The sequence below is a fragment of the Micromonospora gifhornensis genome, assembly GCF_016863515.1.
GTDB classification, from domain to species: Bacteria; Actinomycetota; Actinomycetes; order Mycobacteriales; family Micromonosporaceae; genus Micromonospora; species Micromonospora gifhornensis.
The window spans coordinates 1-22,328 of sequence record NZ_BOPA01000029.1 but is presented as its reverse complement, the minus strand read 5'-3'; the positions used below and the strand labels follow the sequence as shown (position 1 = coordinate 22,328).

General features: G+C 71.2%; 25 protein-coding genes and 1 pseudogene. 14 read left to right on the top strand and 12 right to left on the bottom strand.

The features are described from left to right. Nucleotides 1–35: 35 nt before the first annotated feature. Nucleotides 36–2,309 carry a hypothetical protein gene (locus tag Vgi01_RS21030; protein ID WP_204292130.1) on the top strand — a complete coding sequence of 758 codons (2,274 nt, stop codon included), beginning with the start codon at nt 36–38 and terminating at the stop codon, nt 2,307–2,309. A 155-nt stretch (nt 2,310–2,464) separates the two neighbouring features. On the opposite strand, the gene Vgi01_RS21025 is transcribed toward Vgi01_RS21030, so the two are convergent. Beyond that, complete coding sequence (locus tag Vgi01_RS21025) at nt 2,465–2,848, bottom strand: hypothetical protein (RefSeq protein WP_239089096.1); 384 nt, start codon at nt 2,846–2,848, stop codon at nt 2,465–2,467. 361 nt (nt 2,849–3,209) lie between these two features. Here Vgi01_RS21025 and Vgi01_RS21020 point away from each other — a divergent pair, with 361 nt between their 5' ends. The 3 genes from Vgi01_RS21020 (at nt 3,210) to Vgi01_RS21010 (ending at nt 5,306) form a co-directional block, all read left to right on the top strand. Beyond that, nucleotides 3,210–3,770 (top strand): helix-turn-helix domain-containing protein, encoded by a 561-nt coding sequence (locus Vgi01_RS21020; RefSeq protein ID WP_204292129.1) that lies wholly within the window; start codon nt 3,210–3,212, stop codon nt 3,768–3,770. Then, nucleotides 3,761–3,943, top strand: a complete 183-nt coding sequence (locus tag Vgi01_RS21015; RefSeq protein ID WP_204292128.1) for a DUF397 domain-containing protein — start codon at nt 3,761–3,763, stop codon at nt 3,941–3,943. Before Vgi01_RS21020 ends, Vgi01_RS21015 begins: the two co-directional genes overlap by 10 nt. Nucleotides 3,944–4,043: 100 nt before the next feature. Next, on the top strand, nt 4,044–5,306 hold the full coding sequence (locus Vgi01_RS21010) for an AI-2E family transporter (RefSeq protein WP_204292127.1): 1,263 nt from the start codon (nt 4,044–4,046) through the stop codon (nt 5,304–5,306). Nucleotides 5,307–5,349: 43 nt separating this feature from the next. Here the strand turns inward: Vgi01_RS21010 and Vgi01_RS21005 are convergent, their stop codons facing one another. The 5 genes from Vgi01_RS21005 to Vgi01_RS20985 form a co-directional block, all read right to left on the bottom strand. After that, on the bottom strand, nt 5,350–6,159 hold the full coding sequence (locus Vgi01_RS21005; RefSeq protein WP_204292126.1) for an alpha/beta hydrolase: 810 nt from the start codon (nt 6,157–6,159) through the stop codon (nt 5,350–5,352). Between the two features lie 65 nt (nt 6,160–6,224). Next, entirely contained in the window at nt 6,225–6,551 is a 327-nt protein-coding gene (locus Vgi01_RS21000; RefSeq protein ID WP_102660231.1) for an Rv1322 family protein, read from the bottom strand. A gap of 107 nt (nt 6,552–6,658) precedes the next feature. Further along, a complete protein-coding gene (locus Vgi01_RS20995) occupies nt 6,659–8,287 on the bottom strand; it encodes a 3-hydroxyacyl-CoA dehydrogenase family protein (protein WP_204292125.1) in 1,629 nt (542 codons plus the stop codon). A 138-nt stretch (nt 8,288–8,425) separates the two neighbouring features. Continuing rightward, nucleotides 8,426–9,481, bottom strand: a complete 1,056-nt coding sequence (locus tag Vgi01_RS20990) for an alpha/beta fold hydrolase (RefSeq protein WP_204292124.1) — start codon at nt 9,479–9,481, stop codon at nt 8,426–8,428. Nucleotides 9,482–9,513: 32 nt separating this feature from the next. Continuing rightward, nucleotides 9,514–9,924: an FHA domain-containing protein gene (locus Vgi01_RS20985; RefSeq protein ID WP_102660228.1), complete on the bottom strand. Its 411-nt coding sequence runs from the start codon at nt 9,922–9,924 to the stop codon at nt 9,514–9,516. Between the two features lie 218 nt (nt 9,925–10,142). On the opposite strand from Vgi01_RS20985, the gene Vgi01_RS20980 reads away from it, so the two are divergent. Further along, nucleotides 10,143–11,645, top strand: coding sequence for an aldehyde dehydrogenase family protein (locus Vgi01_RS20980; RefSeq protein WP_204292123.1), 1,503 nt, complete (start codon nt 10,143–10,145; stop codon nt 11,643–11,645). Nucleotides 11,646–11,658: 13 nt separating this feature from the next. Here the strand turns inward: Vgi01_RS20980 and nucS are convergent, their stop codons facing one another. Next, nucleotides 11,659–12,318, bottom strand: a complete 660-nt coding sequence (nucS, locus tag Vgi01_RS20975; protein WP_102660226.1) for an endonuclease NucS — start codon at nt 12,316–12,318, stop codon at nt 11,659–11,661. A gap of 71 nt (nt 12,319–12,389) precedes the next feature. On the opposite strand from nucS, the gene Vgi01_RS20970 reads away from it, so the two are divergent. The 5 genes from Vgi01_RS20970 to Vgi01_RS20950 all read left to right on the top strand — a co-directional run bounded on the left by Vgi01_RS20970 (nt 12,390) and on the right by Vgi01_RS20950 (nt 16,263). After that, entirely contained in the window at nt 12,390–13,010 is a 621-nt protein-coding gene (locus Vgi01_RS20970) for a DUF4126 domain-containing protein (protein ID WP_102660241.1), read from the top strand. A 105-nt stretch (nt 13,011–13,115) separates the two neighbouring features. Continuing rightward, a complete protein-coding gene (locus Vgi01_RS20965) occupies nt 13,116–14,114 on the top strand; it encodes a polysaccharide deacetylase family protein (RefSeq protein WP_239089093.1) in 999 nt (332 codons plus the stop codon). A gap of 29 nt (nt 14,115–14,143) precedes the next feature. Then, nucleotides 14,144–14,443 carry a DUF1540 domain-containing protein gene (locus tag Vgi01_RS20960; protein ID WP_102660224.1) on the top strand — a complete coding sequence of 100 codons (300 nt, stop codon included), beginning with the start codon at nt 14,144–14,146 and terminating at the stop codon, nt 14,441–14,443. Nucleotides 14,444–14,569: 126 nt separating this feature from the next. Beyond that, nucleotides 14,570–15,418, top strand: coding sequence for an ABC transporter ATP-binding protein (locus tag Vgi01_RS20955; RefSeq protein WP_204292122.1), 849 nt, complete (start codon nt 14,570–14,572; stop codon nt 15,416–15,418). Beyond that, nucleotides 15,415–16,263: an ABC transporter permease gene (locus tag Vgi01_RS20950; RefSeq protein WP_204292121.1), complete on the top strand. Its 849-nt coding sequence runs from the start codon at nt 15,415–15,417 to the stop codon at nt 16,261–16,263. Before Vgi01_RS20955 ends, Vgi01_RS20950 begins: the two co-directional genes overlap by 4 nt. A gap of 139 nt (nt 16,264–16,402) precedes the next feature. On the opposite strand, the gene Vgi01_RS20945 is transcribed toward Vgi01_RS20950, so the two are convergent. Together Vgi01_RS20945 and murA are read right to left on the bottom strand one after the other, a co-directional pair. Then, nucleotides 16,403–17,251 carry a 3-hydroxyacyl-CoA dehydrogenase family protein gene (locus Vgi01_RS20945; protein ID WP_204292120.1) on the bottom strand — a complete coding sequence of 283 codons (849 nt, stop codon included), beginning with the start codon at nt 17,249–17,251 and terminating at the stop codon, nt 16,403–16,405. Between the two features lie 74 nt (nt 17,252–17,325). Beyond that, nucleotides 17,326–18,768 (bottom strand): UDP-N-acetylglucosamine 1-carboxyvinyltransferase, encoded by a 1,443-nt coding sequence (murA, locus tag Vgi01_RS20940; RefSeq protein WP_102660220.1) that lies wholly within the window; start codon nt 18,766–18,768, stop codon nt 17,326–17,328. Between murA and Vgi01_RS20935 the strand changes: the two genes are divergently transcribed. Both Vgi01_RS20935 and Vgi01_RS20930 read left to right on the top strand, forming a co-directional pair. After that, entirely contained in the window at nt 18,767–19,339 is a 573-nt protein-coding gene (locus tag Vgi01_RS20935; protein WP_013735626.1) for a cob(I)yrinic acid a,c-diamide adenosyltransferase, read from the top strand. The genes murA and Vgi01_RS20935 overlap by 2 nt on opposite strands. Next, a complete protein-coding gene (locus Vgi01_RS20930; protein WP_102660219.1) occupies nt 19,315–19,749 on the top strand; it encodes a VOC family protein in 435 nt (144 codons plus the stop codon). The genes Vgi01_RS20935 and Vgi01_RS20930 overlap by 25 nt, the downstream gene beginning before the upstream one ends. Here the strand turns inward: Vgi01_RS20930 and Vgi01_RS20925 are convergent. Then, a complete protein-coding gene (locus Vgi01_RS20925) occupies nt 19,701–20,288 on the bottom strand; it encodes a helix-turn-helix domain-containing protein (protein ID WP_204292119.1) in 588 nt (195 codons plus the stop codon). The genes Vgi01_RS20930 and Vgi01_RS20925 overlap by 49 nt on opposite strands. 74 nt (nt 20,289–20,362) lie before the next feature. On the opposite strand from Vgi01_RS20925, the gene Vgi01_RS20920 reads away from it, so the two are divergent. Together Vgi01_RS20920 and Vgi01_RS20915 are read left to right on the top strand one after the other, a co-directional pair. Beyond that, complete coding sequence (locus Vgi01_RS20920; RefSeq protein WP_102660217.1) at nt 20,363–20,704, top strand: hypothetical protein; 342 nt, start codon at nt 20,363–20,365, stop codon at nt 20,702–20,704. After that, nucleotides 20,701–21,627, top strand: a complete 927-nt coding sequence (locus Vgi01_RS20915) for an alpha/beta hydrolase (protein WP_102660216.1) — start codon at nt 20,701–20,703, stop codon at nt 21,625–21,627. The genes Vgi01_RS20920 and Vgi01_RS20915 overlap by 4 nt, the downstream gene beginning before the upstream one ends. A gap of 211 nt (nt 21,628–21,838) precedes the next feature. On the opposite strand, the gene Vgi01_RS20910 is transcribed toward Vgi01_RS20915, so the two are convergent. Beyond that, nucleotides 21,839–22,087 carry a hypothetical protein gene (locus Vgi01_RS20910; protein WP_102660215.1) on the bottom strand — a complete coding sequence of 83 codons (249 nt, stop codon included), beginning with the start codon at nt 22,085–22,087 and terminating at the stop codon, nt 21,839–21,841. 43 nt (nt 22,088–22,130) lie between these two features. After that, a pseudogene (locus tag Vgi01_RS20905) lies at nt 22,131–22,328 on the bottom strand (hypothetical protein); the annotation flags it as partial.

Sequence of the window (22,328 nt, the reverse complement as noted above, 5' to 3'; positions counted from 1 at the left end):
CCCCAGGAGGGCCCGATGCGTGTGAGGATGGGTGCATGTCGCACGGCGAGGAACTGTTCGCTCTCGGCGGGGACGTGACCACGGAGCCCAGCTTCGAGTCCGCCCTGCGGGGGTACGACAAAAAACAGGTCGAGAAGTACGTCGCTCGTGCCGAGCACGAGATCGCGGCGCTGGAGGCCGAGCGGGAGCAGGCCTTCGCCCAGATCCACAAGTTGGCCGGTCAGGTCGAGGTGCTCCAGCGCGATCTGGCTGCGGTGCGCAAGCAGGCCGCAGTGGTCGACCGGGCCGCGTTCCGGCATCTCGGGCCACGCGTCGAGCAGATCCTGGCGCTGGCCGAGGAGCAGGCCGAGGACATCCTCGCCGTCGCGAACGAGGAGATCGAGGCCCGCCGGGCTGCCGCCGAGCACATCATCGACGAGGCGCGGGCCGAGGCCGCCGAGGCGCTCAAGGACTTCGAGATCGCCCTGGCCGCCCGCCGGGCCGAGGAGGAACGGCAGGCTGCGGCTCGCCGGGCCGAGTCCGAGGCGGCCAGCAAGGCCGCCAAGGAGGAGGCCGCCCGGCTGCGCAAGAGCGCGCAGGAGGCGCTGGCCAAGGCCGAGCAGGAGGCCACGCAGCTACGGGACGCCGCCAAGGAGATCCACCAGCGGGCTCAGCAGGAGGCGACCAAGCTGCGCGAGGCGGCCCGCGAGGCGCACGCCACCGCCCAGCAGGAGGCGACCCAGCTGCGCGAGGCGGCCAAGGAGGTGCACGCCAAGGCCCAGCAGGAGGCCAAGCGCCTGGTCGACCAGGCCACCGAGGCCGGGCGGGCCACCCACGCCAAGGCCAGCCAGGAAGCCAAGCAGATCATCGACGACGCCGCCGAGGCCGGCCGGGCCGCCCGCAACAAGGCCCGCCAGGAGGCCGAGCGGCTGACCACCCAGGCCACCGAGGCGGCCAAGCGCACCCGCGCCGACACCGAGGCGTACGCCCAGCGCATGCGCAACGAGACCGAGGCGTACGTCCAGCACACGCGCGCCCAGGCGCAGCAGGAGCTGGGTGCCTGGCGGGCCGGGGTGGAGAAAGAGGTAAACGGCCGACGCGAGGCGGCGGACCGCGAGTTGGCGCAGCGCAAGGCGGCCGCCGAACGCGAGTTCACCAGCCGCCGCGAGGAGTTGGATCAGCAGCACCAGGCCCGCACGGTCGAGTTGGAGCAGCGGCTCAGCGCTCGTACCGCCAAGCTTGAGGAGCAGGTCCGCACCCGTACCGCCGAGCTGGAGTCCGGCTTCGAGACGCGCCGCGCGGAGCTGGAGTCGGAGTACACCGCACGCAAGAACGAGATTGAGCAGGGGGCGGACCAGATCCGCCGGGCCGCCGAGCAGGATGCCGCCGCCGTCCGCGCCCGGGCCGAGGAGCAGGCCGGTGAGCTGGTACGGCAGGCCGAGGCCGACACGGCCGAGCAGCGCCGCGCCGCCGAGGAGTACGCCACCGACACCCGGCGCGAGGCCGAGGAGTTCGCCACCAACGCCCGGCGCGAGGCCGACGAGTACGTCGCCTCCTCCCGCCGGCAGTTCGAGGAGTACGCGGCCACCACCCAGCAGCACCTGGCCACCACCCAGCAGCATCTCGCCGCGACGCAGCAGGAGGCGGCGGCGAGCCGGCAGCAGCTCGCCCAGGTGATGTTGGAGATCGCCAAGGCTCAGCAGCAGCTCGCCGACCTGCGTCAGGAGACCTGGAAGTCCCGGCAGGAGTCCGACGAGTTGCAGCGCAAGCTGCTGGAACTGCGGCTGGAGACGGCCACGACTCCGGACGGCCCGACGTCACCGGCCCCGGCCGGCTCGTCCTCGCCCGCTGCCGCACCGTCGGCCGCCACGGTCGCCCGTACGGTGGACGGCCCTTCGGTCAACGGCAGCTCTCCCGCCAACGGCACCCCAGTCGCGGTGCCCGCCGACGCGCCGGTCAACGGCCACCGCCCTGCCCTGGAGACGGCCGCCGTCGCCGCCGACGGCGGCGATCCAGCCGCCGATGGCGCAGGCCCGATGACAAAACTGGCCGCCGACGGCGCAGGCCCGGTGACGAAGCCGGTCGCCGAGCCGGTGACCACTGTGGACGATTCGCCCACGGCGAAGCCGGCGGTCGAGCCAGCCACCGTCGACGGCGGCACGGCCAGCGCGGGCGTGGACGGCGAGCCCACGGTTGCCGCGGTGCCCGGCACGGGCGGTCGGGGCGCCACCCCGACGAAGATCACCAGCACCGGCGAGGGCGGCAAGCGCCCCAGCAAGCCGACCACCGACGAGCGCAGCGCCAAGCCCAGCAAGATCACCTCCGACTGACACCACGCCGGGCGGCGAGCCACCAGGTCAGGCAGGTCGTGCCGGGCGGCGGGTGCTGGCATGCCGGGCGGCGAGCCACCAGGTCAGGCCGGTCGTGCTGGGCGGCAGGTGCTGGCATGCCAGGCGACAGCCAGGCGGGTCGTGCCGGGCGGTGGTCAGGAGGGCTGCTCGGACGGTGGGCGGCGGCGTGGGCCCCAGGCGAGGAAGCGGTCGAACAGCGCCGCGGGTTCCGGCCCGTCGTAGGGGTTGAGTCGGTAGAGGTCGCGCATCGCCTCGTACATCAGACCGGCGAGATAGATCGACAGGCCGACCGGATTCTGGTCGTACTCCGCTCGCAGCAGGAGCCGGGCCTGTGCGCAGGGCCAGGGCTGGCCGTCGGCGCGACAGCACCACATCGGTCGCAGCGGGGTGTGTGGGGTGTCGTGGCCGGTGGCGCGGGGTCGCTCGGGGCGGGGGCCACGGCCCGGGGTCGGCAGCCGGGTGCTGATCGCGGCCGCTTCCCGGTTGCCCGACGCCGCCGACACGAGGCCACCCACCATCGCCAGCCCCAGGAGCTTCGGGCGCTGATAGCAGCGAACACGCACGTCGACCTCCGTGACGGCAGGTTTGGGTACGTTTCTTGCTGCTCCAGCGACAACAAACGTACCCAGAGTGATTGGGGAGGGGCCGCCCACCCGGGGGAATGGGTGGGCGGCCCTGGGCGCCCACCGGGGGTGTCGGGGCGACCCGGCCAGGGCCCGCCCGCGCCCTGCTGGCAGCGAGCGTGTCCGGCATGGCTGACAGTCTGCTGACCGGAGCACTACTGTCGGAAGTCATCGAGCGTGGTCGTGACGGGCCTGCGCAACCGCCGCACCACCGGCAACTGATGAGCGCTTCTCGGTACGCGATTGTGGAGGCACTGTGGAGGAGACGAGTGCTCACCTGATCCGGTCCCAGTTACGCCGGCTGCGCACCACCGCTGGGCTGAGCCAGGAGGAGTTCGGCAAACTCGTGCACTACTCGCCGTCGATGGTCTCCGCGGTCGAGACCGGCAGCCGACCGTACGATCGGCAGTTGCTCACCCGCGCCGACGAGGTGCTGCGTTCCGGTGGGCTGTTGGTGGCGCTGCTGCGGATCGCCGAGCGCGAGGGCCAGCCGTCCTGGTTCCTGCCCTGGTTGGACGCCGAACGTCTGGCCAGTCAGCTGCGGATCTTCCAGCCCACGCTGATCCCGGCGCTGCTCCAGACCGAGGGGTACGCCCGCGCGGTAATCCGTTGCGACGACCTGCTCAGCGACGACGAGGCGCGGGGCGCGGAAGGAGGCTGGGTGGCGAGCCAGGAGACCCAGCTGACCGCCCGACCCACCGACGGTGAGTCCGATGTGGCTACCCTGTTGGCGCGGTGGGAGGCGGTGCGCAACGACGCGCTGTCCCGCCAGCAGTCGATCGAACTCCTCACGGAAGTGGCGAAGTCATGGACCTGACCGGCGCGACCTGGCGCACCGCCACCCGCAGCGGAAGCACCGACTGTGTCGAGGTGGCCGACAACCTGCCCGACGTGGTGGCGGTCCGCGACAGCAAGGACCGGCAGGGGCCGGTGCTCGCCTTCACCCCGCAGACCTGGCAGACCTTCGTCAGTCACCTCAAGCGGCGGTAACCCCACCTCGACCACCGGGTCGCGGCCCGGCAACCGCCGGCCCGGACGAGCCGGCATCGACGACCGACGCATGCTCGTCGGAGTGTGAACGGGGAGACCGATGGCCCACGACGGCCCGCATCGCTCCGGCCCGGAGCAGTCCAAGCCGAACCAGCAGGACGGCCCACAGGAGTCCAGGCCAGACCAGCAGGACGGCCCACAGCGGCAGGCCGCAGAACCCACGGCGGCAGCACGGCAGCCGCAGCCAACAGCATCCACGGGGACACCACCTGAGCAGCCAGCCGCTCCGGCACCGGGCAGCGCGGGCGGGGACGCCGGTCGGTTCGGTATTCCGGGGCGTCCGCTGCGGCGCAACAGCTTCCTCGTCGGCTTCACCGGTGCGCTCGGCGTGCTGTCCGCGTACGCCGTCTATCTGGGGTTGCGCAACGCGGCGGGGATCCTGGTCCTGGTGGTCATCGCGCTGTTCCTCGCGGTGGGCCTGCACCCGGCGGTGGTCCGGCTGTGCGCCGCGGGGTTGCCGCGCGGGCTGGCCGTGGCTGCGGTGACGCTGACGGTGCTGGCGCTGCTCGCCGCCGGTGTGCTGGCCCTGGTACCGCCGATCGTGATCCAGTCCGGGCAGTTCCTCGACCAGCTACCGAGTTATCTGGACACGTTGCGGCGCAACGAGGCCGTCAACGATCTCGTGGTGCGGTTCGACCTGATGCGCCGGGCCCAGGAGGCGGCCAACGCGGACGTGGTCGGCCGGGCGCTGGGCGGGGTGCTCGGCGGGGCCCAACTGGTCTTCGGCACGGTCTTCCGGGTGCTGACGGTGCTGGTGCTGACCATCTACTTCCTGGTCTACTTCGACCGGATGCGCGATCTCGGTTACGCGCTGGTGCCGCGTTCCCGCCGCGAGCGGGTGCAGCTCATCGGCGACGAGATCCTGACCAAGGTCGGCGCGTACATGGTCGGTGCGCTGTCCATCGCGGTACTGGCCGGCGTGACCACGTTCGTGTTCGCGCTGATCGTCGGCCTGCCGTACCCGTTCGCGCTGGCGGTCGTCGTCGCGGTGACCGACCTGATCCCGCAGATCGGCGCGACGCTCGGCGCGGTGATCGTCAGCCTGGTCGGCTTCGCCACCGATCCGTCCGTCGGGATCGCCTGCGTGGTCTTCTTCGTGGTGTACCAGCAGATCGAGAACTATCTCATCTACCCCAAGATCATGCGCAGGTCGGTGCACGTCAACGAGGTCGCCGCGCTGGTCGCGGCGCTGCTCGGGGTGTCCCTGCTGGGGGTGATCGGGGCGCTCATCGCCATCCCGACCGTGGCCGCCACCCAACTGATCCTGCGCGAGGTGGTACTCCCCCGCCAGGACGCCCGTTGACCCGGCCAGCCCTCGGCCGGGCGCTGCCCCGAGGCCAGCCGCCTCAGTCGGCCTGGCGTTGTGGTGGGCCCGCTACCGGGGTGTCGGCGAAGGCGGCCACCGTACGGTCGGCGTACGCGCTGGCGTCGCCGGTTTCCATCGGGCCGTCCCAGGTGGTCGGCAGCGGTACGGAGACGGCCGGGTTGACCCGCCGGACCACCTCGTCGAGCACGGTCTCGGCGTCACCGACCCAGAGGTGCTTCGCTCCCGGCACCCCGACCACCTCGGCCTGCGGGATCGCTGCGAACCGCTCACGGGCCTGCTCGGGGCGGAGGTAGTCGTCGAACTCCGGCACCAACGCGGTAAGCGGTTTGCCGGACTCGACCCACGGGGTCAGGTCGGCCGACTCGGAGAAGCGCAGCGGCGGCGAGAGCAGGATCGCGCCGGTCACCGCCGGGTCGCAGCCGTACTTCAGGGCCAGGTCGGTGCCGAACGACCAGCCGAGCAGCCAGATGTCGGGCAGCTCGTGGAACTCGGCGTACTCGATGGCGGCGGCCACGTCGTAGCGCTCGCCGACGGCCGAGTCGAACGTCCCCTCGCTGGTGCCGCGCACGCTGCTGGTGCCGCGCGTGTTGAACCGCAGCACCGCCAGGTCGGCCAGGGCGGGAAGTCGCCAGGCCGCCTTGCGGAAGACGTGGCTGTCCATCATCCCGCCGTGGGTGGGCAGCGGATGCAGGCAGACCAGGGTGGCTGCCGGTGGCCGGTCGAGCGGTAGCGCCAGCTCACCGACCAGGCACAGCCCGTCCGCGGTGTGCAGCTCGATGTCTTCCCGTCGACCGGGCAGGATCGACGATGCGCGAATCGGTGCACTCACCCTGCCATCCTCCCGCGTCGCCGTCGGCCCCGCTGCCCGAGGTGACAAAGATCGCCCCGCCGGCCTCAGCCGTGCCGGGGTGCGCCGCGTCCGCGCTGGATGACGGGTGCCCGGCGGTCGCGGGCCCGCCAGCACCCGCTGTGCCAGTGCCGCCTGTCGGTGAGGTCGCCCCGACCGTCGGCGGGCCAGGCGACCAGATGCGCCACACCAGGCCGGATCTCCTGGTCACAACCGGGGCAACGGTACGTCTTGACCGACGAACCGCCGCTGATTCCGCGTACCTGCCAGTCCCCGTCACGCCACTGCTGCACCGAGGCGACGCCCTGTCGGGCCCGCTCGGTGTCCAGGCGCTCGGCGTCATCGCGGCGGGGGCGGTTGCGACGGGGGCTCACGTCATCCAGCGTACGACCGTGCTGGCGGCAGCCTTGCCCTGAGGTGACACCACTGGTGTTAACAAGGGGCCCCTGCTCTACCGGAGGCGTTAACAGGGTGCCCTTCCTTACCTCCGGAAGGGGCGGTTGGCGGTTACCAGCTGCTCCAGCAGGGGTGCCGGGGCGAGACCGGGCTCACGCAGTTCGCGGTACAGCGCCCGCTGGACGGCCAACGCCACGTCCAGCCCGACGGTGTCGAGCAGTTCGAACGGGCCGGTCGGGTAGCCGCAGCCCAGCTTCATGGCGTTGTCGATGTCGTCGGTGGTGGAGTAGTCGGCCTCCAGCATCCGTACCGCGTCGTTGAGGTACGGGAACAGCAGCGCGTTGACGATGAACCCGGCCCGGTCCGCGCAGACCACCCCGGTCCTGCCGAGGGCGGCGACGACCGCGCGGGCGGTGGCGGTGGCCTCCGCCGAGGTGCGGATGGTCTCGACGATCTCCACCAGCGGGGTGGCCGGGTTGGCGAAGTGCAGGCCCACCACGTCGGCCGGGCGTCCGCTGGCCATCGCCAGGTCGATCACCGGCAGCGCGGAGGTGGTGGTGGCCAGCACCGCGTCCGGCTTGCAGACCTCGCCCAGGCCGGCGAAGAGCGTCTTCTTCCCGTCAAGATCGTCGGCAGTCGCCTCGACCACCAGGTCGACGTCGGCCAACCGCGGCAACTCCGCAGCAGAATCGACCGGCACGACCTGGTACCCGGCGGCGGTGAAGGTCTCCACGAGGCCGGCGGCCAGCGGACCCGAGCCGACCACCCCGACCGTGGTGACGGCTCGCGCGCCGTCGGTCGATGCCGGGGCCGTCGGCGTCAACTCGTCCGGTACGAGCCTGCCGGAACCGGCCCGCTCGTAGGTGTAGAAGCCCCGGCCGGACTTGCGGCCGAGCAGCCCGGCGGTCACCATCTGCCGCAGCAGCGGCACCGGGGCGTGCCGACGGTCGCGCCCGCCGCGCCGGTACATGGTGTCGAGGATCTCGTACGCGGTGTCCAGGCCGATCAGGTCCAGCAGGGCCAGCGGGCCCATCGGCAGACCGCAGCCGAGCTTCATCGCCGCGTCGATGTCCTCGCGGGTGGCGTAGCGGGCCTCGAACATGCCGATCGCCTGGTTGAGGTATCCGAACAGCAGGGCGTTGGCGATGAACCCGGCTCGGTCGGTGATCGTCACGTCGACCTTGCCGAGGCGTACGCAGAGCGCCTCCACGTCCGCCACCACGTCGGCCGAGGTGACCACCGTACGCACGACCTCGACCAGCTTCATCACCGGCGCGGGGTTGAAGAAGTGCATGCCGATCACCTGGTCGGGCCGGGTCGTCGCCACCGCGATCTCGGTGACGCTCAACGACGAGGTGTTGGTGGCGAGGATGGCCTCCGGCTTGCACACCCGGTCCAGTTCGGCGAAGAGCCGCTGCTTGATGTCGAGCCGCTCGGGAACCGCCTCGATCACCAGGTCCACCGAGTGCAGCGCGTCCAGCCCGACGGCGAAGGTGACCCGGCCGAGCAGGGCGTCCCGGTCGGCCTCGGCGAGCTTGCCCCGCGCCACCGCCCGGTCGGTCGAGCCGGTCAGGTTGGCCCGTCCACGTTCCAGGGCGGCGTCGGAGATCTCCACGGCGACGACGTCGACGCCGTTGCGGGCGAACACCTCGACGATGCCGGCACCCATGGTGCCCAGCCCCACCACACCCACCCTGGTGAACTCGCGCGCCATGCCCCTGGCCTTCCCTGTCCGCTCCGCGCGGCCGGGTAGTTAACGGCCGCTAAGGCTATCGGCGCGAGTCTCCCACGCTACGGACGGTCAGCAGGCGCGGGGGCCGAGTGCGACCCGGTCGCGGCGGTAGAGCGCAGGCTAGGCGTGGGGGCAGAGGGCGAGCAGTTCCGCGACGAACTCCGCCGGTCGCTCAAGGTGCGGGCTGTGCCCGCAGCCGGGCAGCGTCACCTCCCGGTAGCTGCCGCCCGCTGCGGCGTACCGGTCGAGGACGGCGCGGGTCTGGCCCACCATCGGCTGCGGCGGACACTCCTGCGGCCCGGGCCAGCCGGGCAGCACACCCAGTGCGCCGAGCCGGGCCAGGTCGAACAGGGAGGCATCCGAGACGATCACGTCGGCGTCGCCCCGGATCCAGGTCACCGGCGGTTTGGGCGTGACCGCCACCAACTCGTCGGCGATCCGGAAGTGTGCGGGTGCCAGGGCGTTGAGGGTGCCCCGGCCTCCCGGCGCGAATCCGGGCCAGTGCGGCGACGGCACGGCGTCGCCGGGATAGTTGTCAGTGCCCGTGGCGGTGGAGAGCAGGCTGTCGAGCAGCAGTTCCTCGTCGTCGCCGAGCGAGGCCGGGTCGGCCACGTACGCCGAGCGCAGCACGCTGCGCGGGCTGGCGGGTGCCGACGCGTCGCGTTCACCGGCCGCCAACCGCGCCACGAAGTCGGCGTTGGCCGTGCCGCCGCCGGTGCCCGCGAAATCCGGGGTGGTCGGCGTGCCGGCCAGGTCGCGGGTGCCACCGAAGCCGTACGGCGACACCGGTGCGGCCAGCAGCAGCCCGCTCACCCGGTCGGGATGGTCCACCAGCAGGCGCATCGCCACTCCCCCGCCGAGCGAGTGGCCGACCACCACCGGTCGGGCCCCGTCGGCGAAGAGGCTCGGCTCGTTGAGCAGGGCGGCCACGTCGTCGGCGAAGTCCGCGAGGCCCCGCCCGGCGTCCACCGGCGCGGTCTGCGTGTCGCCGTACCCGCGCAGATCCGGCGCGACGACCCGCAACGTCTCCGGTAGCCGCCGGATCAGTGGCTCCCAGAAAGCCGCCGAGGAGCAGTTGCCGTGGATGAGCAGCACCGGCACACCCGTGGCGGGGCCGGCCACCCGGACGGCCTGGGAGATTCCGTTGGCTGTCACCCTGCGGTGCTCGGTCTTCATTCGCGCGATGCTGGCAAGCCGCGCCGCACCCGTCAATGTGCCCGACCCCCACCGGTGGGCAGCACCAGCGTGGCGCGCCGTTCCTGCCGGGGCACGCCGAAGCTCAGGCCCACCGGGTCGGTCCGTGCCAGTGCGGGGTCGAAGAAACGCAGCTCGGTACGGCCGACCAGGATCATGTCGCCGTCGGTGAGGCAGACCGGCCCGGTGGTGCGCAGCCCGTTGACCCAGGTGCCGTTGGTGGAGCCGAGATCCAGCAGGGAAACCCCGTCACCGGCCAGCCGGATCTCCGCGTGTCGACGACTCATGTGCGGATCGTGCACGACGATGTCCGCCGCCGTGTCCCGGCCGATCACCATCGGCTGTGCACGCAGCCGGAAACCGAGCCCGCGCATCGGGCCGGCGGCCACCGTCAGCATCGGCAGCAGTTGCGGATGTTGCTCCATGGACCGTCAGACCTCCACGCTCTGCGCCATCCCCGACCCAGCCTGCCATCACCTACCGGTCACCTCTACCGCCCATCCGGCCATCGAGCAGTAACCAGCAAGCCACCTTCCGTTCGCCACTTCCACGAATACCGCCCGTTCGCCCGGCCGGTGCCGTGGCGCACCACCCCGGACGCGCGTCCTACCGATGAGTAGGTTTCGGGTTTAGACTTCCGGCCATGACGGCTGTGCATCTGCCCGGCACCCCCGTGATCGAGGGCGATCACCTGGTCTCGACCAGCCCGGCAACAGGTGCCGAGGCCGGACGGCTTCCGCTCGCCACCGTCGCCGACGTCGAGCAGGCCGTCGAGCGGGCCCGCGCGGCCGGCCGGTGGTGGGCCGGGCTCGGCTTCGACGCACGACGCGACCGGCTGCTGCGTTGGCGACAACTGATCGCCCAACGGATGGAGCAGCTGGCGGAGCTGGTGCACATCGAGGGCGGCAAGCCGGTCGCCGACGCGATCGTCGAGATCGTCACCGCCGTGGAACACGTCGACTGGGCGGCCCGTAACGCCCGCCGGGTACTCGGCCCCCGCAAGGTCCGGTCCCGGCTCGTGCTGGCGGAGTTCTCCGCCCACCTGGAGTACCAACCGCACGGCGTGATCGGCGTCATCGGCCCCTGGAACTATCCGGTCTTCACCCCGATCGGCTCCGCCGCGTACGCGATGGCCGCCGGCAACGCGGTGGTCTTCAAGCCCAGCGAGTACACGCCGCTCGTCGGGCAGTGGCTGGTCGACACCTTCGCCGAGGTGGTACCGGAGCAGCCCGTTCTCACCGCCGTGCACGGGCTCGGCGACATCGGTGCCGCGCTGTGCCGCAGCGGGGTCGACAAGGTGGCCTTCACCGGCTCCACGGCGACCGCGAAGAAGGTCATGGCGGCCTGCGCCGAGACCCTGACCCCCGTACTGCTGGAGGCCGGCGGCAAGGACGCGATGATCGTGGACGCCGACGCCGACCTGGACGCCGCCGCCGAGGCGTGCGTCTGGGGCGCGATGACCAACGCCGGGCAGACCTGCATCGGCATCGAGCGGGTCTACGCGGTGGAGCCGGTCTTCGACGCCTTCGTGGAGAAGGTGGTCGAGCGGGCCAGCCGGCTGACCGTCGGTGCCGACGGCGCGGACATCGGGCCGATCACCATGCCGAGCCAGCTCGACGTCATCCGCCGGCACATCACCGACGCGCTGGCCCGGGGCGGACGCGCCGCGCTGGGCGGCCCGGATTCGGTCCAGCCGCCGTACGCCCATCCGACGGTGCTTGTGGACGTGCCGGAGGAGTCCCTCGCCGTACGCGAGGAGACCTTCGGGCCCACCGTGACCATCAACCGGGTCCGCGACGCCGACGAGGCGCTCGCCCGCGCGAACGCCCTGCCGTACGGCCTCGGCGGTTCGGTCTTCGGCGAGCGACGGGCGGTGGCGATCGCTCGTCGCCTGCGCTCCGGCATGGCCTCGATCAACTCGACGCTGACCTTCGCCGGGATGTCCACCCTGCCGTTCGGTGGGGTCGGCGAGTCGGGCTTCGGTCGCATCCACGGCGAGGACGGGCTGCGGGAGTTCGGCCGGGCCAAGGCGATCACCCGCCGGCGGGCCCGCTCGCTGCTGCCGTCCACCACCTTCGAGCGGACCCAGGCCGACGTCGACCGCCTGGTCAAAGCGGTAAAGCTGCTGTACGCCCGGAAGCCCTAGAAGCCGGAAGCCCCTAGAAGAGGGTCAGCTCGTCGCGTTCGATGCCGCGCAGCCGGTCGTAGTTCACCGCGACGCAGCGGATCCCCCGGTCCGTGGCGAGCACCCGGGCCTGCGGCTTGATCTCCTGCGCGGCGAAGACGCCGGTCACCGGGGCGAGCAGCGGGTCCCGGTTGAGCAGTTCGAGGTAGCGGGTGAGCTGCTCCACCCCGTCGATCTCGCCGCGCCGCTTCACCTCGACGGCGACGGTGCCGCCGTTGGCGTCCCGGCAGAGCAGGTCCACCGGGCCGATCGCGGTCATGTACTCCCGACGGATCAGCGTGAAGCCCTCGCCCAGGGTCTCCGGGTTGGCGGCCAGCAACTCCTGCAGGTGCGCCTCGACACCGTCCTTGCGCAGCCCCGGGTCGACGCCCAGCTCGTACGAGGTGTCCTGGAAGATCTCCTCCAGGGTGATCCGCAGCTCCTCGCCGGCCTTGTTGACCACCCGCCACACGCCCGGAGCCTCCTCCAGCCGGCAGGGCGGGCTCATCCAGTTCAGGGGCTTGTACGCCCGGTCGTCGGCGTGGATCGACACCGATCCGTCCGCCTTGACCATCAGCAACCGGGTGGCCGGCGGCAGGTGGGCCGAGAGCCGTCCGACATAGTCCACCGAGCACTTCGCAATCACCAACCGCACCCGACGAGGGTAGCGGAGGCACCGCGGATCGCCGCCGAGCGCCACTGGCGTGCCGGTGCGATGCTGAGATGGTGCTCGAATTGCTCACCGGTACCGGACTGGCCGCCTCGGCGGGGTTGAACGCGTACATCCCGCTGCTGCTGATGGGCGGGCTGGCCCGCTACACAAGCGTGATCGACCTGCCCGGCGGCTGGCAGTGGCTGGGTAACGGCTGGGTGCTCGCGATCCTCGCCGCTCTGCTGGTCGTCGAGGTCGTCGCGGACAAGGTGCCGGTGGTGGACCACATCAACGACGTGGTGCAGACGGTGGTCCGGCCGACGGCGGGCGGTCTGGCCTTCGGTGCCGGCTCGGCCGCCGAGACGGTGACGGTCAGCGATCCCGACAGCTTCTTCGCCGGTGGGGGTCAGTGGTTGCCGGTGCTGGCCGGGGTGGTCATCGCCCTCGGCATCCACCTGCTCAAGTCCGCCGCCCGGCCGGTCATCAACGCGGCCACGGCCGGCGTCGGTGCCCCGGTGGCGAGCACCGCCGAGGACGCCACAAGTGTGGTGATGTCCCTGGTGGCGATCATCCTGCCGGTGCTGGTGCTGGTGTTCCTGGTCGCCTTCCTGCTCTTCCTGCCCTGGTTCCTGCGTCGTCGGGCGGAACGCCGCCGGGAACGCCGGGCCGCCCGCGAGGCCGGCTTCCGCGTCTGACCGGGGCGCGTCCCACCTGGGCGTACGCACTGCGCCTCCGACCCGCCCCCGGCGCTGCCGGGCCGGATGATGTCGGCCGCCGGGCGCGGTTGACATCATCCTCCGGTGTCCGTGAAGACTTCCCGCGTTCCGCTCGTGGTGACGCTCGCCGCCGTCGTCGGTGCCCTCACCCTGCTGGCCGTCCTGAACCCGCTGCGCCAGCCCGACGATGCCGACCTCGGGCAGCGGTCCGAATCCGGCGCGAGGTTCGTCGAAGCGGAGGCGGATGCCGGTGACCGGCCGGAGGCGTCGGCGACACCGTCGAACGTGCCGTCCACCCCGCCGGCCGACACGCTGCCCGGCGCGGCCGACACGCTGCCCGGCGCGACCCGGACCGACGCGCTGCCGCCGGTGGTCGACCACGGCCCACGCCGGGGCAACAAGGTGGCACTGACCTTCGACGCGGACATGACCGACGCGATGCGACGGCACCTGCGCGGCGGCGCCGTCACGTCGTACGCCAATCTGAAGCTCATCGACCGGTTGGAGCGCGACGGTATACCAGCCACCTTCTTCCTCACCGGCATGTGGGTGGAGCAGTACCCGAAGGTGACCCGACGGCTGGCCGCCAACCCGCGATTCGAGTTGGCCAACCACACCTACGGGCACCATGCCTTCACCGCGGACTGCTACGGACTGCCCCGCATCGACCGCCGGAAGATGACCGCCGACGTCGCCCGCACCTTCGACCTCGTCAGCGCCTACGGCGGTCGACAGACCCGGTACTTCCGGTTCCCCGGGCTCTGCCACGACCGGGCGGCGCTCACCGCACTCGCCCCGCTCGGCCTCACCGTCGTTGACGGCGACGTGGTCAGCGGCGACCCGTTCGCCACGGCCTGGCAGCCGATCGTGCGGGCCGTGCTGGACCAGGTACGCCCCGGCTCGGTGATCGTCCTGCACGTGACCGAGGCCAACGCGCCGATGACCGACGAGGCACTGCCGCACATCCTGGCGGGTCTCGCCGAACGAGGTCTCGAACCGGCCCTGCTCTCCGAGGTGCTCGGCACGGGCCAGGCCGGTGCCGGATCCCGCGAACCGGACCGTACAGATCTCCCAGATGCCTAAAATCAGGCAAATACCTAGAGGAGGTCGCGATGACCGCAGCCTTGGAGATGCCGCGCGTCCAGGAGTGCGTGGTGGCCGCCTGTGCGTACAACCACACGAACGACTGCCACGCATTCGCCATCACGATCGGCAGCATGGACCACGCCCACTGCCACACCTTCATCGAGATGCCGGCCATCCGGGCCGGTGCCGACGGCCAGAAGGCGCAGGTGGGCGCCTGCAAGCGGGCCGACTGCCGGCACAACGAGCAGTTGGAGTGCCAGGCGCCCGCGATCCGGGTCGGCCCCGACGCCGACATGGCCGACTGCATGACCTACACCCGCCGCTGAGCGGTAAGGAAGGGCCCCCTGTTAACGCCTCCGGTAGAGCAAGGGGCCCTTCTTAACACCTCGGGTGGTGGAAACCACCACCCCCGACGCAGCTGACCTGGTGGCACGGGTCGCACACTTGACGTCATGAGTGACGACGTGGCGATCCACGTCCGGGGACTGCGCAAGGCGTACGGCGACAACGTCGCGGTGGCCGGGTTGGACCTGGACGTTCACCGGGGCGAGGTGTTCGCCCTGCTGGGGCCGAACGGCGCCGGCAAGAGCACCACCGTGGAGATTCTCGAAGGCTACCGACACCGCGACGCCGGTGAGGTGCGGGTGCTCGGCGTCGACCCGACCGAGGCCACCCCGCAGTGGCGGGCCCGGGTGGGCATCGTGCTCCAGGGCACCGGCGAGTTCGACGAGCTGACCGTCGCCGAGGTGGTACGCCACTTCGCCGCCTTCTACCCCGACGCCGACGACCCGGACAAGGTGATCGCCCGCGTCGGCCTGGCCGGCAAAGCCCGTGCCCGTACGCACACCCTCTCCGGCGGGCAGAAACGCCGACTGGACGTCGCGCTGGGCATCATCGGCCGCCCCGAACTGCTCTTCCTCGACGAGCCGACCACCGGTTTCGACCCGGAGGCCCGCCGCGAGTTCTGGGAGCTGATCCGCGACCTCGCCGCGGCCGGCACCACAATCGTGCTCACCACGCACTACCTCGACGAGGCCGAGGCCCTCGCCGACCGGGTCGGTGTCATCACCGGCGGCCGACTGGTCGAGGTGGCCCCACCCACCAGCCTGGGCAACCGGCAGGAGGCCCTGGCCACGGTCTCCTGGCGTACGCCGGAAGGCACCCCGGAGAGCGCGCAGAGCGCGACGCCGACGGCGCTGGTGGCGGAGTTGGCCGCGCGGTTCGGCGGCGAGGTGCCCGGCCTGACCGTCACCCGGCCCACCCTCGAAGACATCTACCTGCGGATGATCGGACACCGATGACCACCACGACGAAGCCGGCGGCCCCGGTCGCCGCCGCCGCGCCCGCCCGCCGGCCGGGTTCGGCCAGTCTCGCCCTGCGTCAGGGACGGATGGAGATCCGGCAGTTCCTGCGCAGCCGGGAGTCCGTGGTCTTCACGCTCGGCTTCCCGATCATCATGGTGCTGATCTTCGCCTCGATCTTCGACGGCGATCTCGGCAACGGGGTCAGCTACACGCAGTACTTCATCACCGGCATGATCGCGACCGGTCTGATGACGGTCAGCTTCCAGAACCTCGGCATCTGGATCCCCATCGAGCGGGACCGGGGCGTGCTCAAGCGCTACCGGGGCACGCCGATGCCGAAGTGGGTCTGGTTCGCCGGCAAGGTGATCATGGTGTTGGTCACCGGCGTGGTGATGACCGCCCTGCTGCTCGGCGTCTCGGTGGCCCTGTTCGACCTGGATCTGCCGAGCACCGCGACGGCGTGGCTCACCTTCGGCTGGGTCAGCGCGCTGGGCATCACCGCCTGCACCCTGTGCGGCATCGCCATCTCGTCGCTGGCCCGCACCGCGCGCAGCGGCTCGGCGGTGGTCACCCCGATCGCCCTGGTGCTCCAGTTCATCTCCGGCGTCTTCTTCGTCTTCACCAACCTGCCGACCTGGATGCAGCAGGTGGCGGCCATCTTCCCGCTCAAGTGGATGTGCCAGGGGCTGCGCGCGGTCTTCCTGCCGGAGAGCTTCGGCGCCAACGAGCCGGGCGGGTCCTTCGAGCTGACCCGGGTCGCGCTGGTGCTGGGCGCCTGGTGCGTGATCGGCCTGGTGCTCTGCCTGACCACCTTCCGCTGGACCACCCGCCGCGACGGCTGACGGGTGCAAGGAAGGGCACCTTATTAACGCCTGCGGTAGAGGAAGGGCCCCTTATTAACGAGATCCAGCTGATCTTGTTAATAAGGGGCCCTTCCTATGCACGAGGCGTTAATAAGGTGCCCTTCCTTACAACACACCGTCAGTAGGAGTAGAAGCCCTGGCCGGACTTGCGGCCCAGGTCGCCGGCGGTGGCCATGCGCTGGAGCAGTTCCGGCGGGAAGAACTTCTCGTCGGCGGTGTCGGTGTAGATGTTGCGGGTCGCGTTGAGCAGCACGTCGACGCCGGTCAGGTCGACGGTGGCGAGCGGCCCCATGGCGTGGCCGAAGCCGAGCTTGCAGGCGGTGTCCAGGTCCTCGGCGGAGATGACTCCCGCCTCGACCAGCCGGACCGCCTCCATGGCCAGGGCGCAGATCAGCCGGGTGGTGACGAAGCCGGCGATGTCCCGGTTGACCACCACCACGGTCTTGCCGATCTCCTCGGCGAAGGACTTGACCGTTTCCAGGGTCGCGTCGCTTGTCTTGTAGCCACGGACCAGCTCGCAGAGCTTCATCATCGGCACCGGCGAGAAGAAGTGCGTGCCGACGACCGCCTCGGGACGCTCGGTGACTGCCGCGATCTGGGTCACCGGGATGGCCGAGGTGTTGGTGGCCAGGATCGCGTCCGACCTGCAGATCCGGTCGAGCGCGCGGAACACCTCGTGCTTGATCTCCAGCTGCTCGAAGACCGCCTCGACGACGATGTCCGCGTCCGCCGCCGCCTCCAGGTCGTTGGTCGGGGTGATTCGGCCGAGCGTCGCCTCGACGTCGTCGGCGGAGATCTTCCCCTTCTCGGCGAACCGGGTCAGCGACTTGCGGATGCCGTCCACGCCGCGTTGCGTCGCCGCGTCGTCCAGATCCCGCAGTGTCACCTGCCAGCCTGCCTGCGCCGCCACCTGGGCGATGCCCGAGCCCATCAGCCCGGCACCGACGACCGCGAGTCGACCCGCCATCTGTTGCTCCCTCGCTGCGATTCGAGTGTCTGTCTGCACCCTAGTCGGCGAGCCTGAACGACGGCTAAGGCGGCTCAGATGGTCAGTTCCGGTTCCTCCGGCGCGGTGGCCCGCTCGACCTCGATGCCGAGGGCCCGCAGGTCGGCCACGAAGTCGGGATAGCCCCGGTCCACGTGGTGCACGTGGGACACCTCGGTCACCCCGTCGGCACAGAGCCCGGCGATGATCAGTCCCGCGCCGGCACGGATGTCGGTGGCGCGTACCGGGGCGCCGGAGAGCCGCTCGCGGCCGCGTACGACCGCGTGGTGCCCATCGGTCTTGATGTCCGCGCCGAGTCGCATCATCTCGTTGGCGAACATGAACCGGCCGTCGAAGATGTTCTCGGTGATCAGCGAGGCACCGTCGCTGAGCGCGGCCAGACCGATCGCCATCGGCAGCAGGTCGGTGGCGAAGCCCGGATAGGGCAGGGTCACCACGTCCACCGCCCGGGGTCGGTCGTCCATCCGTACCCGGAAGGCGTTGGCCCGGGTCTCCACCAGGCCGCCGGCCGCGACCACCTTGTCCAGCGCGATCTCCAGGTAGCTCGGGTCGAGGCCGGTCACGGTGACGTCGCCGCGGGTCATCGCGGCCCCGAAGGCCCAGGTGCCGGCGACGATCCGGTCCCCCACCGTCGCGTGCCGCACCGGCTGCAACCGGGGTACGCCGACGACCGTGATGGTGGACGTGCCCTCGCCCTCGATCAGCGCGCCCATCCGGATGAGCATGGTGCAGATGTCCACGATCTCGGGCTCGCGGGCCGCGTTGTCGATCACCGTCGTGCCGTCGGCCAGCACCGCCGCCATGACCAGGTTCTCGGTCGCCCCGACACTGGGAAACTCCAGCGTGATCTCCGCACCGTGCAGTCCCTGCGGCGCGGAGGCGATCACGAAGCCGTGCTCGCCGGAGATGTCGGCACCCATCCGGGTCAGCCCGGAGATGTGCATGTCCAGTCCACGCGAACCGATCGCGTCGCCGCCCGGATGTGCCACCCGCACGTAGCCGCACCTCGCCAGCAGCGGTCCGAGCACGCAGATCGACGCGCGGAGCCGACGCACCAGGTCGTAGTCGGCCTCGACGCCCGGCCGCTCCGGCACGTCGATGGTGACCGACCGGGAACGCGGCACCCCGCCGACCGCCACCATCGGGTCCACCGGGTCGTCCTCGTCGAACCGCACGTCGCAGCCGAGCCTGCGCAGCACCTCACCCATGATGGCGATGTCGGTGATCCGCGGCACGTTGGTGATCACGCTTCGGCCGGGTGCGAGCAACGCGGCGGCCATCAGCTTCAACGCCGAGTTCTTCGCGCCGACCACGTGCACCGTGCCGGCGAGTCGGGCCGCACCGTTGACCCGGATGACATCGACGTCGGATATCGCCGGGTCACCCGCGTCACCCGGTCCCACCCCGGCGGACCAGCCCGTACCCGGCTGCGGGCGGGTCGGGATGGTCAGGTCCGGTATCCGTAGGCTGTGCGTCATGGCCGTCCACCTCACGCGCATCTACACCAAGGCCGGCGACGCCGGCATGACCAGGTTGAGCAACAACGAGCAGGTGTCGAAGACAGACCCGCGGATCTGCGCGTACGCCGATGTCGACGAGTGCAATGCGGCCATCGGCGTGGCACTGGCCCTGGGACAGCTCGACGACGCCCTGCGTCCGGTGCTCGGGCAGATCCAGAACGACCTGTTCGACGTGGGCGCCGATCTGTCCACCCCGGTCGAACCGGACCCCAAGTATCCGCCGCTGCGGGTCACCGAGGGGTACGTCGAGCGCCTTGAGGGCTGGTGCGACGAGTACAACGCGCGCCTGAGCAACCTCGACTCCTTCATCCTCCCCGGCGGCACCGCGGGCGCGGCACTGCTGCACGTGGCGCGGACGATCGCCCGGCGCGCCGAGCGGTCGGCGTGGGCGCTCGTCGCACACGACCCCGACCGGACCAGCCACCTCCCGGCAAAGTATCTCAACCGGCTGTCGGATCTGCTCTTTATCCTGTCAAGAGCCGCAAATCCGGACGGAGACGTGCTATGGGTCCCCGGCGGAGGCCGGTGACGTTCGGCGCCCTGCACCACGTGGAGGTCTGGGTACCCGACCTGGGCGCAGCAATGCACAGTTGGGGCTGGCTGCTCGGAAACCTGGGTTGGACACCGTTCCAGCAGTGGCCGGCCGGCCACTCCTGGCGGCTCGGCCCGACGTACCTGGTCCTTGAGCAGTCGCCCGCGCTCTCCGGTCGACGCCACGACCGGCTCGCGCCCGGCCTGAACCACCTGGCCTTTCACGCCGGTCCACCCGCCGCGGTGGACCGGCTTGTCGAGCAGGCCCCGGCGTACGGCTGGGAACTGCTCTTCCCCGACCGCCACCCGTACGCCGGCGGTGCCGACACCTACGCCGCGTACCTGTCCGACGGGCAGGGTTACGAGGTGGAGTTGGTGGCCTCCGACGGCGCGCCCCCCTCGTCCTGAGCGGCCACCGGGTCGGCCGGGAGCAGGACGGTGGTGAACAACCGTCGTGTCCGGCCCGGTCCCGGCCCGAGCGCCACGTACTCGGCGAACAGCTCACGCATCCGGGTGATGAACTCGACCAGCTCGGCGTCGGTGGCGTAGAACGCGTTCTGCCGATAGCCGGCCAGGTCACGGGCCAGGTCACCACCACCGCTGTCGAGGTAGCTGTCGAAGTCGGCGAGGAGCCCGGCGACGAAGGTGAGGAAGGCCCGCCGGTGCTGTTCCGGGGTCATCCCGCGGATCGTGTCGGCGTCCACCGCAGCCGCCGCCTCGTCCAACTGGTAGCTGCGCTCGATCGCACCCCGGATGCGCCGCTCCCCGACCGACCGCAGGACCCCGTGACCGGTGAGGGTGGCGACCTGCCGGTACAGCGTCGCCGGGGCCACGTCCGCCAGTTCGGCGCGCAGGTCGGCGGTGGTAAGCGTCCGGCCGCCCAGAAATGCCTGGACGATCCGCAGTCGTACCGGATGCAGCAGCAGCTCAGCAGTGTCGAGGGCCACAAACGCCTCCCCATCGTTCTCATCTCTGATAATGTTATCGCTGACGAGATTATAGCGAGCATGAAGGAGCGCCGATGGCCACCATCGACCTCACCCCCGATTCGATCCGCGTCCGGCTCACCCCCGCCGAGAAGCTGTGGGCGCTCCGGGGCGACGTCACCGTTCCGCGCTCCGCCGTAACCGCCGTCACCGTGCAGCCCGACGGTCTGCGCGCCCCCCGAGGCATCCGGGCGCCCGGCCTCGGCCTGCCCGGTGCCCGCAAGGTCGGCACCTGGCGCGGCCGGGCCGGCAAGGAGTTCGTCAGCGTCCGCGCCAACCAACCGGCCGTGCGCATCACCCTCACCGGCCAGCGGTACGACGCCCTGGTCATCGGTACCGACGACGCGGCTGCCGTGGCGAAGGCGGTACGCCGGTGAGCACCGACCGCGAACTGACGTTCCAGTCCGCCGGTCACCGCCTGGTCGGCACCCTCACGCTGCCGGACGGTCCGGGGCCCCACCCCACCGCGCTGCTGCTGCCCGGTTCCGGGCCGCTGAACCGCGACGGCGACCACCGCCGGATGCGCCTCGGCATTCAACGGGACCTGGCCGCCGCGCTGGCCGCCGCAGGCATCGCCACCCTGCGGTACGACCGGCGCGGGATCGGCGAGAGCTCCGGCGGGTTCTGGCCCACCGGGTTCCACGACAACGTCGACGACGCCCAGGCGGCCCTCGCCGCACTCGAGGCCGACGCGAGCGTGGACAGCCGGGCGCTGTTCCTGGTCGGGCACAGCGAAGGGGCACTGACCGCCACCACGCTCGCCGCGCGTGGCGTGACCACCGCCGGGCTGGTCCTGCTCTCCAGCAGTGCCCGGCTCGGTGCCGAGGTGCTGCGCTGGCAGACAGCACAGATCGTGCCCACCCTGCCCGCCCCGGTACGCTTGCTACTGCGGCTCATGCGTCTGAACCTGGTGGCCAGGGTGTCCCGCAACCACGAGAAGATCCTGGCCACCACCGCCGACGTGACACGTATCGGCGGGCAGCGGATCAACGCGAAGTGGATGCGGGAGTTCCTGCGGTACGACCCACGACACGACCTCGCCCGCATCAACGCGCCGATCCTCGCCGTCACCGGCAGCAAGGACCTCCAGGTCGACCCGGCCGACCTGACGCTCATCGCCGAGCACGCCGGCGGCCCGGTGCAGACCCGACTCCTGCCGGACGTCACCCACGTGCTGCGACACCAGCCCGGTCCGCCGTCGCTGGGGGCGTACCGCCGGGAGATCCGCAACCCGGTCGATCCAGCCGTCACCGGCGCGGTCGTCGACTGGCTCCGCGCCCGTGTCGCCGAGCTGACCTGATGTGAAGACGCCGGAAAGCCGGCACCCGAGATCGGGTGCCGGCTTTCCGTGTTGGTCTACAGGTGTTCCGGTGTTGGCCTGGTTCATCGGCCAGCCGTTCCGGCCATGATCAACGAGACGTGCAGCGGTAGGGCGGGTGGACGGCGGCGGTGTCCGTCTGGGGGCGGTGGCCGTGGCGGTGTCAGTGGCGGTGGTGGTGGCGGTGGGGGTGTCAGTCTGAGGGGCGGTTGCGGGAGAGCTTGATGAGCAGCACCACCAGCAGACCGATGCCGAAGAGCACCGCCAGGCAGCAGTCGAGGCCACTGAACCCCGCCTTGGCGGGGCGTGCGTTCTGTCCCGCCCGCACCACGATCTCGCCGCTGCCCGACGATGCCCAGGCCGCGACAGGCATGAACACCGACAGCCCGACCGCACCGAGGACCACGCCCAGGCGGCCCCGCCACTTGTCCCACGCAGACATGACCCCATCCTCGCCGAGAGCCGCAACCGGGGCGCGCGGCGGACTACACCGGGCCTGCAGTCACGCACAGGCCGCCAGACGCCGAACTGGCCGGCCCCCGGGTGTGGGGTCCGGCCAGTCGGGCGTTGGTCTGGTGGTCAGCTGTTCCAGTACTTGGCGACCAGGTCAGCGGCCTGCTGCTCCACTGGGCGTAGTGGTCCGGGTAGGCCGACACCTGCACCGTCTGGGCGGCCTTGGTCAG